Annotated in this window: 17 protein-coding genes; 2 read left to right on the top strand and 15 right to left on the bottom strand. The window is 41.1% G+C overall.

From position 1 onward, the window contains the following. Positions 1-5: 5 nt before the first annotated feature. The 14 genes from argR to DXC23_RS00260 all read right to left on the bottom strand — a co-directional run bounded on the left by argR (position 6) and on the right by DXC23_RS00260 (position 12,938). On the bottom strand, positions 6-452 hold the full coding sequence (gene argR / locus DXC23_RS00325; RefSeq protein ID WP_117704231.1) for an arginine repressor: 447 nt from the start codon (positions 450-452) through the stop codon (positions 6-8). Then, positions 452-1,309, bottom strand: a complete 858-nt coding sequence (locus DXC23_RS00320) for an NAD(+)/NADH kinase (RefSeq protein WP_117704230.1) — start codon at positions 1,307-1,309, stop codon at positions 452-454. Before DXC23_RS00320 ends, argR begins: the two co-directional genes overlap by 1 nt. A 48-nt stretch (positions 1,310-1,357) precedes the next feature. After that, positions 1,358-2,161: a TlyA family RNA methyltransferase gene (locus DXC23_RS00315; RefSeq protein WP_117704229.1), complete on the bottom strand. Its 804-nt coding sequence runs from the start codon at positions 2,159-2,161 to the stop codon at positions 1,358-1,360. Further along, positions 2,158-4,038, bottom strand: coding sequence for a 1-deoxy-D-xylulose-5-phosphate synthase (gene dxs, locus DXC23_RS00310; RefSeq protein ID WP_117704228.1), 1,881 nt, complete (start codon positions 4,036-4,038; stop codon positions 2,158-2,160). Before dxs ends, DXC23_RS00315 begins: the two co-directional genes overlap by 4 nt. 43 nt (positions 4,039-4,081) lie before the next feature. Continuing rightward, positions 4,082-4,954, bottom strand: coding sequence for a polyprenyl synthetase family protein (locus DXC23_RS00305; protein ID WP_242997359.1), 873 nt, complete (start codon positions 4,952-4,954; stop codon positions 4,082-4,084). Next, positions 4,947-5,174: an exodeoxyribonuclease VII small subunit gene (xseB, locus tag DXC23_RS00300; RefSeq protein WP_117704226.1), complete on the bottom strand. Its 228-nt coding sequence runs from the start codon at positions 5,172-5,174 to the stop codon at positions 4,947-4,949. Before xseB ends, DXC23_RS00305 begins: the two co-directional genes overlap by 8 nt. Then, complete coding sequence (gene whiA / locus DXC23_RS00295; protein ID WP_158552381.1) at positions 5,174-6,094, bottom strand: DNA-binding protein WhiA; 921 nt, start codon at positions 6,092-6,094, stop codon at positions 5,174-5,176. Before whiA ends, xseB begins: the two co-directional genes overlap by 1 nt. A 13-nt stretch (positions 6,095-6,107) precedes the next feature. Continuing rightward, a complete protein-coding gene (rapZ, locus tag DXC23_RS00290) occupies positions 6,108-6,971 on the bottom strand; it encodes an RNase adapter RapZ (RefSeq protein ID WP_117704224.1) in 864 nt (287 codons plus the stop codon). 48 nt (positions 6,972-7,019) lie between these two features. Beyond that, on the bottom strand, positions 7,020-7,925 hold the full coding sequence (gene murB / locus DXC23_RS00285) for a UDP-N-acetylmuramate dehydrogenase (protein ID WP_117704223.1): 906 nt from the start codon (positions 7,923-7,925) through the stop codon (positions 7,020-7,022). Between the two features lie 13 nt (positions 7,926-7,938). After that, positions 7,939-8,658 (bottom strand): phosphatase, encoded by a 720-nt coding sequence (locus tag DXC23_RS00280; protein ID WP_117704222.1) that lies wholly within the window; start codon positions 8,656-8,658, stop codon positions 7,939-7,941. A 15-nt stretch (positions 8,659-8,673) separates the two neighbouring features. Continuing rightward, a complete protein-coding gene (gene hprK / locus DXC23_RS00275) occupies positions 8,674-9,639 on the bottom strand; it encodes an HPr(Ser) kinase/phosphatase (protein WP_117704221.1) in 966 nt (321 codons plus the stop codon). Between the two features lie 231 nt (positions 9,640-9,870). Continuing rightward, positions 9,871-10,446: a hypothetical protein gene (locus tag DXC23_RS00270; RefSeq protein ID WP_117704220.1), complete on the bottom strand. Its 576-nt coding sequence runs from the start codon at positions 10,444-10,446 to the stop codon at positions 9,871-9,873. Continuing rightward, complete coding sequence (locus DXC23_RS00265) at positions 10,439-11,479, bottom strand: GerAB/ArcD/ProY family transporter (RefSeq protein WP_117704219.1); 1,041 nt, start codon at positions 11,477-11,479, stop codon at positions 10,439-10,441. The genes DXC23_RS00270 and DXC23_RS00265 overlap by 8 nt, the downstream gene beginning before the upstream one ends. Further along, complete coding sequence (locus DXC23_RS00260) at positions 11,469-12,938, bottom strand: spore germination protein (protein ID WP_117704218.1); 1,470 nt, start codon at positions 12,936-12,938, stop codon at positions 11,469-11,471. The genes DXC23_RS00265 and DXC23_RS00260 overlap by 11 nt, the downstream gene beginning before the upstream one ends. Before the next feature lie 95 nt (positions 12,939-13,033). Here DXC23_RS00260 and DXC23_RS00255 point away from each other — a divergent pair, with 95 nt between their 5' ends. Together DXC23_RS00255 and DXC23_RS00250 are read left to right on the top strand one after the other, a co-directional pair. Then, positions 13,034-13,705, top strand: a complete 672-nt coding sequence (locus tag DXC23_RS00255) for a DUF421 domain-containing protein (RefSeq protein ID WP_117705034.1) — start codon at positions 13,034-13,036, stop codon at positions 13,703-13,705. A gap of 1 nt (position 13,706) precedes the next feature. Next, entirely contained in the window at positions 13,707-14,087 is a 381-nt protein-coding gene (locus DXC23_RS00250; RefSeq protein WP_117704217.1) for a DUF4363 family protein, read from the top strand. Here the strand turns inward: DXC23_RS00250 and DXC23_RS00245 are convergent, their stop codons facing one another. Then, on the bottom strand, positions 14,088-14,918 hold the full coding sequence (locus DXC23_RS00245) for a metal ABC transporter permease (protein WP_117704216.1): 831 nt from the start codon (positions 14,916-14,918) through the stop codon (positions 14,088-14,090). Between the last annotated feature and the right edge of the window lie 3 nt (positions 14,919-14,921).

Raw genomic sequence — 14,921 nt, 5'->3', positions numbered from 1 at the left:
CCTGTTCAGAGCAGCTTTTTAAGCTCCTCGGTAAGATTTTCTGCGTCATTTACCGTACGGCAGGCAACAAAAATAGTATCGTCACCTGCAATAGTTCCCACTATTTCCGAATGGTCGAGGGAATCAAGCGAGGTGCATACAGCCTGCGCCATTCCCACCATGGTTCTTATAACAACGATATTCTGCGCAATATCTATGGAATTTACTGCGGAAGAAAACATTGTTTTAAAGCTTGATTTTCTTTCATTCTGATTTTTTGCAGGCGACATATAGCGATATTTTCCGTCTGCCCCGAGTGTTTTTACAAGGCGCAAATCCTTAATATCTCTTGAAATAGTAGCCTGCGTTGCCTTGTAGCCGTCTTGTCTTAAGCAGTTAAGGAGGTCGTCCTGAGTTTCTATTGACTGTTCGGAAATCAACTCAAGTATTCTTGCGTGTCGTCCTGATTTCATTACATTTCCCTCTCTTTCAGCTTTTCGTTAAGCAGTTTGAAAAAGTTGCGCTTTCTTAGCGAAATAAGCTCAAGACAAAGCTCTGATTTTTTGATTTTTACTGTATCTTCAGACAGAATGTCAACATTTTTTTCGCCGTCAACAGTAAGCAAACAACAGCAGTCGGCAGGAATCTGAACGGTAACCGCAAGGCTTGCACTGCCGTCAAACAAAACAGAACGGGAATGCAGAGAGTGCGGACATACGGGAGTGGCAATAATGCAGTCTGTCTGCGGTGCAACTATCGGGCCGCCTGCCGAAAGCGAATAAGCGGTTGAGCCTGTCGGAGTAGCAAAAAGCAAACCGTCCGCCCTGTATTTTGCAATCCATTCATCGTCAAGATAAAGGTTTATATCAATGATTTTAGAAAACTGTCCTCTTGCAATTACCGCATCGTTTACGGCAAGGTAATGGTTGGTTTCTCCGTTTTTATTTACCTCAACATCAAGCAAAATTCGCTTTTCTGTTGTGTAATCTCCGCTGACAACCTGCTTTAACCTGCCAATATCGTCAGGCTCAAGGTCGGCGGCAAAACCGAGTCTGCCTACATTTACACCGATAAGCGGAACATTGTTGACCGCCGCATATTTTGCCGCATGAATTATAGTTCCGTCACCGCCTGCCGTTACCGCTGCGTCACAACAGCCGAAAAGCTCGTCAATGGTGTCGACATAGCTTATATTTATTCCTTTGTAAAAAGGCTTACATTCGCTGAGCATAACTACCTCAGCGTTTTCTCCAAGAAAAAGTATTGCTATCTCTTTTGCACAGGAAATTGCTTTTTCCTTGCTGAGATTAACTACCACAGCTATTTTCATAACTGTCCTTCCTTTCTTGAGCGCAAAACTCAGTCTGCAATTAAGTGATTATTTATCAAGCTGACTATGAGAATTTTTAACAAGTTCCTCGGGGGTAATATCTGTATATGACTTAGGGTCATCGCTTTTTTTCAGATGAATAAGATACTCAATATTTCCCTCAGGGCCTTTTATAGGCGAATAGTCAAGATTAAGCACATCAAAGCCGTTTTCAAGGCAGAAATTAAAAATATTCTGCACAACCTCAATGTGTACGGCAGGATCTCTTACCACGCCTTTTTTTCCTACCTTTTCTCTGCCTGCCTCAAACTGCGGCTTTATAAGGCAAACAGCCTGAGCGTTCTCAGCCATAAGCTGTCTTGCCACGGGCAAAATCAATTTAAGCGAAATGAAAGATACATCAACCGAGAAAAAGTCGATTTCATCGGGCACTTGCTCCCTTGTGACCTTTCGCATATTGGTGCGCTCAAGGTTTACCACTCTTTCATCTGTTCTGAGTTTCCAAGCAAGCTGACCGTAGCCTACATCAATGGAATATACCTTTTTTGCGCCGTTTTGGAGCATACAGTCAGTAAATCCACCCGTAGATGCTCCAATATCCATTGTGATTTTGCCGTTTAAATCAAAGTCAAAATTATTTATAGCTTTTTCAAGTTTGAGTCCGCCACGACTTACATATTTTTGAGTTGCGCCACGCACCTCGATTTTGCAGTTTTCATCGTAACTCTGACCGCACTTGTCAGCCTTTTGGTTATCAACATAAACCTGACCTGCCATTATAATAGCCTTTGCTTTTTCTCGGCTGTCAGTAAATCCGTTTTCATATACAAGTATATCAAGTCTTTTTTTCATTCTCTGTTTCCAATCCTGTCGAGATCCTCCAAGACCACATCTGCCATACCCTCAGCGTCAAGCCTGAGCATATGCAAAGCCTCGGATACCGACATTTGCTTTACAAATTTATCGCCTATGGTTTTTATATGGTAACAGCCCGAAAACTGTCTTGCAAGCAACGCATCGCCAAAGTTTCTTGCAACACTGCCTGTTTTTATTCCCTCTTCAAAAAACCACACCGTATTAAATTTAGTTGCAAAATCAAAAGCCGCTGTGTCTATCGGTTTGATTTTACAAAGTTTTAAAATGCAAACCTCTATGCCCTTTTCGGCAAGGATTTCCTTTGCCTTGCAGGCATACGAAAACAATCTTCCGTAAGTAATAATCAGCTTGCTGCAATCTTTATTGCCGTAAATATCATAGGTAATGCTTTCTTCGCCAAAATCATCTGGCTTATAAAGTTCACCGCCACGAGGGTATCTTACGGCGGCAACATTGTTGCACACATAAATGGCGGAATTAAGCGAATTTTTCAGTCCGTCAAAATATGTCGGAGAGAAAATTGTAACATTCGGAATTGAGTTGAGCATAGAAACATCAAACACACCCTGATGAGTTTCACCGTCATCGCCTACAATTCCGGCTCTGTCAATAGCAAGCACAATGTGAAGTCCGCTCATTGCCGCATCGTGAATTATCTGATCGTAAGCTCTCTGCAAAAATGTAGAATACACCGCAAATACAGGGCGCATACCCTTTGTGGCAAGTCCGCAAGCAAAGGTTACGGCGTGCTCCTCGGCAATTCCCACATCAAAAAATCTTTCTTTATGATAAATTGAGAATTTCTCAAGTCCCGTACCCTTAGCCATTGCGGCTGTAATAGCACAGATTTTCTTATCCTTTTCCGCCAAATCGCAAAGAGCGTTGCCAAATTCGGCAGAAAAGCCTTTGTGCGAGGATATAGGCTCGCCGGAATCTATGTCAAACTTACCTATTCCATGGAAAGCACCGGGGTTCTCCTCTGCCGGCAAATATCCCTTGCCCTTTTTGGTAACCACATGCAAAAGAACAGGCGAATTAAATTTTTTAGCCGCCGAAAGGGCATTTTCAAGCTCAGCTATATCGTGACCGTCAATCGGCCCGATATATGTAAATCCAAAGCAGTCAAACAGGGTGTTTTTATACACAAGGTTTTTAATTTTTGACTTACTTTTTCTTAAAAACGCACTTATCGGTCTGCCGATAATCGGTGTTTTGAAGAGTATTTTTTCTGTGTTTTTCTTTACTCTGATATACCAAGGCTGTATTCTCACCGTTGTGAGATACCTCGGAAATGCTCCGACATTCTTTGAAATAGACATTTTATTATCATTTAAAATAACAATAAAATTCTTTTTGAACCTGCCTGCATTATTCATCGCCTCAAAGGCAAGACCGCCTGTAAACGAGCCGTCACCTATTACCGCAATGGTGTGGCTCTGATCTCCGCTCAGCACCTTTGCCCTTGCAATTCCGTATGCGGCGGAAATAGAGGTACTGCTGTGACCCGTATTAAAATCATCGTACTTGCTTTCAGTGTGTTTCGGAAATCCCGAAATGCCGCCCTTTTGGCGCAGGGTGTAAAAGTCCTCATATCTGCCCGTAAGCAATTTATGTGTGTAGCTTTGGTGTCCCACATCCCACACAATGCTGTCTTTCGGGAAGTTAAATGTTCTGTGGATTGCCACCGTCAGCTCCACAACGCCCAAATTCGGAGAAAGGTGACCGCCGTTGAGTGATACGGTTTCAATCAGCTTTTCTCGTATTTCACTGCACAATTTTGCCAAATCTTTTTCGTCAAGCCTTTTTACATCGGCAGGTGATTTTATCTTTGGCAATAACTCATAGTCACCCATTTTCTCCCTCCTTATCCTTTATATTCATATCATTATCAGTCAATTATTTTGTACGGCTTGCAAGGTAGTCTGCAAAATCGCACAATGCTTTTGTATCACCGTTAAAAGCCATAAGTGCATTTTTTGCCTTGTCTGTCAGCTCGGCTACAAGTTTTCTGCATTCTTCTATGCCAAGCAAAGAAACATATGTAGACTTTGCGTTTTCGCTGTCACTGCCAACAGGCTTGCCAAGCTCCTCATCTGTTGAAACAACATCAAGAATGTCGTCCTGAATCTGAAATGCAATTCCTATGCACTCGCCGTATTTTGATGCCGCCTTTATAAGATTTTCGTCAGCATCGGCCGAAATACATCCAAGCTCACACGCCGCCTTTATAAGGCAAGCTGTTTTTTTATAATCCATTTCTCTGAGCACTTCAATAGGTGCGGATTTATTTTCGTTAATAAGGTCAATAACCTGTCCGCCAACCATTCCTGTTGCTCCGCAATAAACTGAAAGAGTATTTACCGCCTTACAGCAAGCAACAGCCGAACTGCCTGCTATTGCCTTTTCACTCGTCATAATTTCAAAGGCGAGCGACTGCAAAGCATCGCCTGCGAGCAGAGCAATATCTTCGCCGTAAACCTTATGGTTTGACGGTTTGCCTCTGCGCATATCGTCATCGTCCATACAAGGCAGGTCATCGTGAATAAGCGAGTAAGTGTGTATCATTTCAACCGCACACGCAAAAGGTACTGCCGCCTCGGCATTGCCGCCGCAAAGCTCGTTAAAGCTAAACACAAGGTTAGGTCTTACCCTTTTGCCGCCTGCCTCAAGGCTGTAATTCATCGACTCAATAAGCTGTTTTTCTCTGCAATTCAAATCAGGCAGATAATCATACAAAGCCTGTTCGGTCATTTTTATATAATCAGTCATTTTCATCACCATCTATATTACAAATGCCGTTTAATTTGGCATTAATATCCTCAATTTTGCCCTTGCTCTCCATAAGCTCCTGCATACAAAAGCCGAGCAATTCACACGCCTCTGCGTAGCAATCAACGCTTTCTTTAAGTGAAAGCTGAGTATTCTCAAGCCTTGCAACAGCCTCATCAAGCCTGCTGTCTGCCTGTTCAAAAGTTAAATTTTTATCCATCAGTCAAGATCCTCTGCATATTCAAGTAGTCTGTTCATTCTGTGGTTTGCGCCGCTTCTGCTTATAGGAGTTGAAAGATTCTGCCCCAAATCACGAAGTGACATCTCGGGATTTTCAAGCCTTAATACCGCAATTTCATTTAGGTCATCGGGCAAAGACTCAAGTCCCCTTTTATCTTTGATTTTCTTAATTGCCGAAAGCTGTTTTGCTGACGCTGACGCAATTTTGGTTATATTTGCAACCTCACTGTTAATTCGCCTGTTAATATTATTGCGCACCTGCTTTACAGCCTTAGTGCCCATAATTTCCATTGCGCAGTTGGTCGCCCCTATGTATGTAAGCAAATCACAAATCTGCTCACTGCCCTTAAAATAAACAACATAGCTGCCGTTGCGCACAACGGTTTTTGGAGTAAAATCACATTCGGGAATTTCAGAAAGAATTTTACACAAATCAACGGAAAGATTTTTGTGCGGAACACAAAATTCCGCATGATAGCTTTTCATTGGGTCTGATACAGAACCGCAGCCCTCAAACGCACCTCGCAAAAAAGCCGCAACGAGCTCGTCACTGCTTATATTTGCCCTGTTTACTCTTAGCGAAATATCGTTATCGTGATGACCGTAATCGTCAAAAATTCTTGCGCAGTCATCGGAATTTATAAGCGAAATTTTAGAAAGATGATGCTCGGTAGTTCGCACACGCAAAGCCGTTTCTTTTTCTATAATAGGCATATAAAGTTCTTCGAGCAGAGCCGTTGCCCGTTTGGAAACATCGCTGTGCTCGGTAGAAAGAACCATTTTATCTTTTTTAAACACCTTTGAAAAAATAAGCAAGCCGTACAGCTCAGCCTTTTTTTGCTCGGTATCTGCCACATTAACAGAGCAAAGCTCTTTTTTTACCTCTGAGGAAAACGACACTATTTACACCTCGTTATTTTCTGACATCTCTGTGCTGGACAATGCACTTGTAGCCCTTGTCAAGGAAATATTTGTCAAGTAAGCCAGCAATAGTTACACTGCGGTGCTTACCGCCTGTGCAGCCGATTCCCACAACAAGCTCGCTTTTTCCCTCTTTAAGATACAAAGGCAGTGAATAGTCGAGCAAATCAATAAGTCTTTTTACAAAGCCCTGAGTTTCGTCACTGTCAAGCACATAATCCTGAATACATTTTTCAAGTCCTGTATGTTCCTTAAGCTCTGCAATATAAAACGGATTTGGCAGACATCGCACATCTATAATCAAATCCGACTCAAGCGGAATACCGTACTTAAATCCGAAAGACATAAATGTAATCATAATGCCCTTTGAGCTGTTTTCAAGGAACATTGAAATAATGCGCTCTCTGAGCTGCTTTATCGACATAAAAGTAGTATCTATGCCGTAATCAGCAAGAGTTTTTACAGGCACAAGCAGTCTTTGCTCCTCCTTAACGGCGGCAGCAACAGAGCCATCCCTGAGCCTTTCCGTAAGCGGATGTCTTCTTCTTGTTTCTTTATAACGCACAATAAGGCTGTCAACCTTGGCGTCAATATAAAGAATACTTACACCCTCGTTGCTTTTCTTGAAATTTTCAAGGTCATCATACATAGCCTCATAATCTCCGTTGCCTCTTACATCAACCACAACGGCAACTCTTTTCATTGCGCTGTCCGATGAATCCATACAGAGTTTATACAAGGTCTGCAAAAGTGATGTGGGAATATTGTCAACACAATAGTAGCCAATATCCTCCATAATGTGTAAGGCGCTTGTTTTGCCTGCACCCGACATACCCGAAATAATTACAAATTCCATAAATTTCTACTTCCTCTATTACAGCTGTTATATATAAAAATTATTCTTTTACAGCATTATTAATTCACATTCAAGGTCATAGCCTGTTTCTTTTTTAACAGTTGTTTGAATATTGTGAATAAGCTCTTTTACATCTTTTGCTGTGGCATTGCCCCTATTTATAATAAAGCCTGCGTGCTTTTCAGACACCTGCGCACCGCCGACTCCTTTTCCTTTAAAACCGCACTGCTCAATCAATGCGCCTGCGTAATTGCCCTCGGGACGCTTAAACACACTGCCTGCGCTCGGAAATTCAAGCGGCTGTTTGTCTGTTCTTCTGCCCATAAAATCGTCCATTTTGTGGCGGATATTTTCGGGATTATCACTTTTCAGCTTAAAGGTAACACCTGTGATTACGCAATCGTTTTTGCGGTATGCACTTGTGCGATAGCCGAAATTCAAATCATCCTTATCAATTCTGCCGATAGTGCCGTCTGCCGTAATATGATTAACAGAAACAACAACATCTTTCATCTCTCCGCCGTAAGCACCTGCATTCATAAATACTGCGCCGCCGACTGTGCCGGGGATTCCCCACGCAAACTCAAGGCCGCTGAGTCCGTTATTCAACGCAAACTTGCAGAGAGAGGCAAGTGTTGCGCCTGCACCGCAATATACGGTTTCGCTGTCGGGCATAAAGATTTCTTTAAAATCATCTTCAAGCTTTATTACCACGCAATCCATTCCGTTGTCATCAACAAGAATATTACTTCCGTTGCCGAGCAAAAAGAATTTTGTATCAGTAAGCTTACATTCCTTAATAATTGTGCCGAGCCTGCTTAAATTGCTCACCTTTATGTAAACAGCCGCATTGCCGCCGATTTTAAAGCTTGTGTGCTTTTTCATCGGCTCATTCAGCTTTGTGTCGCATCCAAGGCTCGTTGCAAGATTATATATTTTATCAATATTACTCATCGAATTACTCCAGTTAATAATAAATATTTTTCTCTTTAAAATATGCTTTCAGATTTTCTTCGTCAGCGTTTACAATAAGCTCATGCGGAAAGTCAATTTCCTCAAGCATTTTCAGAGTTTCAGTACCTCTGCCGAGTGTATGTGTGTAATGAGAATCTGTATCCACGCAAATTCTCGCACCGTACTTTTTGCAAATCTCTGCAATCCGTACGCAATTAGATGCACAACTTTTTTTATATCTGAAAGCGGAATCGTTAATTTCAATCAGCTTGCCCTCTTTAGCAAGCTGCGGAATGACTTTTTCGTAGTCATACTTAAAATACTCACTGCCACTGTGACCAATGACATTTACATTAGGATTTTTAGCAAGGTTAAGGTAAGCCTGCGTGCATTTTTCAACAGTTGCCTCGCTCTCAATAGTCAGAGTATGAAGTGACGCCACTATCCATTCAAGGTTATTTTGCAGCTCCGGTTCCACATCAAGGTTGCCCTCGTAATCGCATATATTAGCCTCGATTCCATGCAATACTCTTACGCCCTTTATATATGCAGGCAAAATAGCAAGCGACTCAAAATAGAACGGTCCGGGTGCGCCCGGCATTGTTCTTGCGTGGTCTGTAACGGCAATGGCAAAAAGTCCGAGGTCGTGCGCCTCCTGCGCCATTTCCGTTATGGTTGCATATGCGTGTGTAGACGCTATTGAATGTGTGTGCATATCGGCAACTAATTTCATTTGCTTACCCCGTTGTTATTCCCATTTATCTACAATGATTTTTTCTGTCTGTCCCATATCAAAATCCATACCGAGAGCGCTCAAAAGCTCCTGTGCGGCATTGTAGCCGAGCTTTTTCTGACGGTTGTTCATTGCGGCAACCTCAATAATAACCGCAAGGTTTCTGCCGGGTTTTACAGGAATAGTCAGAGTAGGCACTTCCACTCCGAGTATGTCCATATACTGATTATCAAGTCCCATTCTGTCATAAACCTTGGTGTTGTCCCAAATTTCAAGGTTTATAACCATATCTATCTTTTCGGCAAGTTTTACCGAACCCATACCGAAAAGCTGTCTTGCGTTGATAATGCCGATACCTCTCAGCTCAATAAAGTGGCGGATATTTTCAGGAGATTGTCCCATTAATGTGTGAGTAGAGGTTTTGCGGATTTCTACTGCGTCATCTGCCACAAGTCGATGTCCTCGCTTTATAAGCTCAATAGCGGTTTCGCTTTTACCTACACCGCTGTCGCCGAGGAGCAAACAGCCTTCACCATAAACCTCTACAAGCACCCCGTGTCTTGTAATTCGTGGCGCAAGCTCTTTGTTAAGATATTGAAACAGTGCCGCCGTAACCTCGGAAGTAGTTTCTGCCGAACGCAAAATAGATACCTTATGAGTTTTGGCGCTCTCCATCATTGCAATAGGTGGCTCAATATTTCTTGAAATTATAATTGCAGGAGGGCCAAAGCTCAATATTGAGTCGATAACCATTTTTTGCGCTTCAGAGCCAAAACGAGAAAGATACGAAAACTCTGTTGTGCCGAAAAGAAGAAGTCGGCTGCTGTCGAAAAAGTCAAAGTAGCCTGTAAGCTCAAGTCCGGGACGATTAACTTCAAATGTTGATACTTTGATTTCTTCAAAATTCTCAGCAATATAAATTTTTTGCAGGTCTAAATCTTCAACCATTTTTGAAAGTGCAACCGAAAAATCACTAGCCATAAATCCACCGCCGTTCAATAATTAAAATATATGCTCGTGAAAGGCTTGGTATAAGTAATAATGCCGACAAATAAGCTAAACCGGAAATTAATTATTTTTAATTGCATTACAGAAAACCGCTTTGGTAAATATATTCAAATTTTTGACCAAAGTATATAGCCTTTCCATTTTATACATCAATTATTATACAACAAAATGCTTATAGTATAAAGTCTTTTTATGAATTATTTTTCATTTTTTTATCATAATTTCAACTTTTTCTACTGCCGTTCCGTTATTATCACGAATATATGGTAGATAAAGTAAAGATTTCTTTGATTTGCTCAGGTTGTTATTCATTTTTAGAAGTGTTGACGAAACATCTTGCTCTTTATTCTCTAAAAGCATTATTTGTTCTGTGCTTTTTTCTACGGTTTCAGCTTTATCAAGTGATTTTATAATTTCATTACTGCATACGGCTGTATATACCGAGGGCGACACCGCATAATTATTCTTTATCTGCTGTAAGGTTGAGGAATATTTTTCGCTCTCTGTATTTTCCGCAAAAGCAATAAGCTCAAGTTTTGAGAGTACAACCTCGGGGTTGTGCTCGCTTTCAAGCGCTTTCAAGGCTTTTTCAAGGCTTTCTTCTTTTATAGTTATCAGTTCGTTTTTTTCTTCATCGGAAATACAGACAAATGTATAATCATTTTTTGTCACCACAATACAGTCAATCAATATGGCTTTGTCTATTCGCTTGCTGTTATCACATCCGCATAAAAAAGCACTGCCAACAGCAAGAACCACTAATACGATTTTTTTAATCACTTTTTCTTCCTCCGTTCAGTTTCAGCAAGGCATAAACAGGCAGTACCACAGCATAAACCGCACACATAACCACAAACACAATATCGTTTTGCACAAGCTCTTTAGCCTTAGGAAATACCTCGGTGCATATATAAAGCACAAAAATGAGCAAAACAAAGACAACGGTATTTTTGCACCTTTTCTCAACGCCTGTACTTTCATTTATACAGCACAAAAGCAGAGAAATTATAATAAAAGCACAAAGCGAAATACAAATCATATAGAGAAAATCAAAGCTCGTCATCTGCCCGAACGAGGCATTTTTTGCGAGGATAAAATACGGAAATTCTCTGCCGTCCGCATAGTTTGCAAGAACGGTATTCATAAAGAACACGAGCACACAGCTGCTCACAATCGCAACAATAATAAAGCCGATAAAAGCTGACCTGCTCTGACTAAAGCCGCCAGACAAAGCCGAAAAAATTACAGGCAATATGCAAACAGGCAAAAGCGAAAATGCGCCGCCTGCAAATGTGGCAATGCTGTTACTGCGATAGAGGTTATTTAATTCTACATCAGAAATATTTGCAATCAAAAATATAATCACAAAAATTGAAATTACAGCCGCCCCTATCAGCGCACACCTTGTAGTGGTAAATACTCCCTTATATGCGCAATAAGCACACACGCACAATATGCCTGCCGCAAGTACAAATATATTTGCGTTGGGATTGAGAGCGGTTTTTAATACATCAACATAAAACGAGAGAAACCTAACGCTTGCAAACACAAACAAAATGCAGTAAAGTGAAGAGAATATCAGCCTTGCAACAGACGATTTTTGAATAAACACATTAAAAGCATTACAGCCTGCCGACTTATGGAGAAAATATGACGGCAGCATCAGCACTGCAAGCACACCTGCCATAAGCAAAATTTCAAGGCACACCGCCCACAACGGAAGTGTGCCGAGGTAATTATATTTTCCGCCTAAAAAGATAAAAATCAGCAAAGCAAACAGCCCTGCGTACAGCTGTATAATTTTACCCTTCATCAGAGTCGCCCTCCTTTGTCTGAGCAAATTTTTGCACTTTTATGGTATGGCGAGAAAGCAACTTCCAATCTGCACGCACAAAAACATCTCTCATTCTTTTTAAAGAAAACGGCGCAAACGACGACATATACGGCACACCGACAGAGGTTTTGGCACATATATTTGCAAGCACCAAACAACTCAACAGCACTATTCCCCACATTCCGAAAATTCCGCCGACCGCCACAAAAGCAAACCTCAGCACTGTAATCGGTGCATAAAGTGACGAGGTTACATAACTGCTGATAGCCGCAACCGCGACTATCATAAGCGTAGACGATGCAATAAAACCTGCGTTTACTGCACTTTCACCAATAACAAGTGCGCCCACAATACTGACCGCATGGCCGAGCGGCTTGGGAATACGCAAGCCTGCCTCTCGCATAATTTCATAAATAAACATAATTATAAGCACCTCAAGCGCAACGGGCAACGGAGTATCGGCAAGTGCGCTTGATGCTTTTACAAGCAATCCCTTTGGAAAATATTCGGGGTGAAACTGCGCAAAGGCGGTGTAAATTCCGGGCACGAAAATTGCCGTAAAAAAAGATATATACTTTAAAATTCTGATAAAAGTTGCGTAATAGGGGCGATTTGAGTAATCGTCTACGCTCTGAAATTCCTCTACAAAAATATGCGGAATAATAATTGCAGTCGGTGTACCGTCCACTAAAATCGCAACCCTGCCCTCCATCAGCTTGCCGCATACGGTATCGGGGCGCTCTGAAATTCCCACTCCCGAAAATATAGACTTAGTGCCCTTATCCTCAAGATATTCAGACAAATATCCCGATGCAAGCACCATTTCAAGGTCGCTTGACTTTAGCCGCTTTCTGATTTTATCAAGAATAATTTTTGAAACGGAGTTCTGCAAATAGCAAATGCAAAGCTGAGTTTTTGAGGTTTTGCCAACCGTTGCGGTTTCAAACACAAGGTCGGGACTTTTTATTCTGCGCCGTATAAGCGTCATATTAATTCTGAGCGGTTCGGTAAATCCCTCTTTTGAGCCACGCTGAACCACCTCGCTTTCAGGCTCGGTAACTCCACGAAAAGAAAACCCCTGCACTCCGATTGCAAGCATTTTGCTTGAGCCGTCAACCGCTATGACAGCAAAGCCTGAGGTTGAAAACATAATAGCATCGTCAAAGGTTTCAAACTCCACAATCTCACTTGCCGAAAGCACAGAAAGTCGGATTTCATCAATGATTTGTGCGCCGCTTGCATTTTTAAAATCATAATCAAGAATCGGATTGATTATAGAAAGCGCAATCACCTCTTTACTGCACATTCCCTCAATCGTGATAACGGCGGCGGCTGTTTTTTTATTTGAATTTAAAATCATATCTCTTACCGTAAAATCGGCTGAATTTGCAAATGCCGACTTCAGCGAGGATAAATTTTCTTTTAATGAATTATACATTCTATCACCAATATTTAGGCTTTACAAAGTTATCTCAATTATTCCGAATTTTGCATATAATAACATTTATTGCAAACATTATTAGTGGTGATAAAATGATTATTTCAATTATACGAACTCTGCTTTTGTACGCCTTTGTAATACTTGCAATCCGACTAATGGGCAAAAGACAGATAAGCGATATGCAGCCAAGCGAGCTTGTGGTTACTTTAATTGTATCGGACATTGCGGCAATTCCAATGTCGAACACCTCTCAGCCTTTGCTTTCGGGCATAATTCCCGTATTGGTGCTGATTGCCTGCGAAATCATTGCAAGCATAATAATGATGAAAAACCGAAAATTTCGAGGACTTATCTGCGGCTCGCCGATAACCGTAATTGAGGACGGTAAGCTGATGCAAAACGAAATGAAACGCCTGAGAATGTCAACAGAAGATTTATGTATTCAGTTAAGGCAACAGGATATTTTTTCGCTTGACGAGGTACAATATTGTATTGTGGAAACCAACGGAAAAATCAGCGTTTTGCAAAAACCCGAAAAGCGAACCGTTACACTCGAAAATCTCGATATAACCGTTCCCGATACAAAACTCGAAACCGTTGTAATAAGTGACGGCGAACTTTTGCAAAATTCACTCCGTCTTTGCAAGAGTGATAAACAAACGGTTGATAAAATTCTTTACAAGAATAATGTAAGCATAGACGATATTTTTATTATGACGCTTGACGGTGGCGGCAACTATAAAATAATCACAAAGGAAAATTAGTATGAAAAGAATTTATATAGCGATAGCCTTTTTAATAATAGCCTTAACAACGGGAATTTTTGAAATGTTCTATGTTACAAATAAAATTGACGAACTGAACGAAGAAATAATATCTGCCGACAACCTTGTGAAAAGTGAAAATTATGACGGTGCAAAATCTGTGCTTGCCTCTGCAGAATCAAAATGGCAAAAGAATCTAAGCATCTTTGATATTCTTCTTATTCACGATTATGTTGATGAAATCAGCGTAAACCTATCTGCAATGCGGTCATATGTCGCTACACAGAGCAACGACAATTACCTTGCCGAAAGTGCCGGCATAAAAAAACAGCTCACCTCCATAAAGGACAGTGAGCTTGTTCAAATTGAAAATATTTTATAATTAATTGTGTTTTCTTACTCTTGTATTAATAACTTCAATAAGCCAGAAAATTACAAATACAACGGCATTTACTATAACCACGCTTGCACCTGTTGGGGTGTCCATGGTGTAGGACGCATACATTCCCACAAAGAAACAAATAAGTGAAAGTACACCCGAACAAATAATTACCGCCTTAAATTTTTTGCACACCCTCATTGAGGAAAGTGCAGGGAAAATGATAAGAGCCGAAATTAAAAGTGTACCCATAATTCTCATACCGATTACGATTGTAAGTGCTGTGAGCAAGGCAATTACAGTATTATAAACACCTGTTTTAAGTCCTGTAGCCTTTGAAAATGTTTCATCGAATGTAACCGCAAAAATCTTATTGTAAAACAGCACGAAAATCACAATTACAATCAATGCAAGTATCGCACACATTATAGCGTCTGCATTTGTTGTGGCAAGAATACTGCCGAATAAATAGGAATTGAGGTCTGTATTCACACCCGAAATGCTTACGCAAACAACGCCGATTGCAAGTGCTGTGCTTGAAATAATGGCAATGGCGGCATCACCACGAATTTTGCTTTTTTCGGAAAGTCTTAAAAGCAGGAATGCGGCAATAATAATAACAGGTACTGCCACCTGAAGTGGTGCAAGATTAAGCGATGCGGCAATAGCTAACGCACCAAAACCGACATGCGAAAGTCCGTCACCTATCATGGAGTAGCGTTTCAGCACAAGGGTTACACCGAGCAAGGCGGCGCAAAGAGAAACAAGCGTACCTACTATAAAGGCTCTCACAATAAAGCCGTAAGAAAACATTTCTACAATAGTTTGAATCATTTT

The sequence above is a fragment of the Eubacterium sp. OM08-24 genome (genome assembly GCF_003438075.1).
Lineage (GTDB): Bacteria > Bacillota > Clostridia > Oscillospirales > Acutalibacteraceae > Ruminococcoides.
Note: the sequence above shows the minus strand (reverse complement) of the source record. Positions and strands in the feature narration are given on the sequence as shown.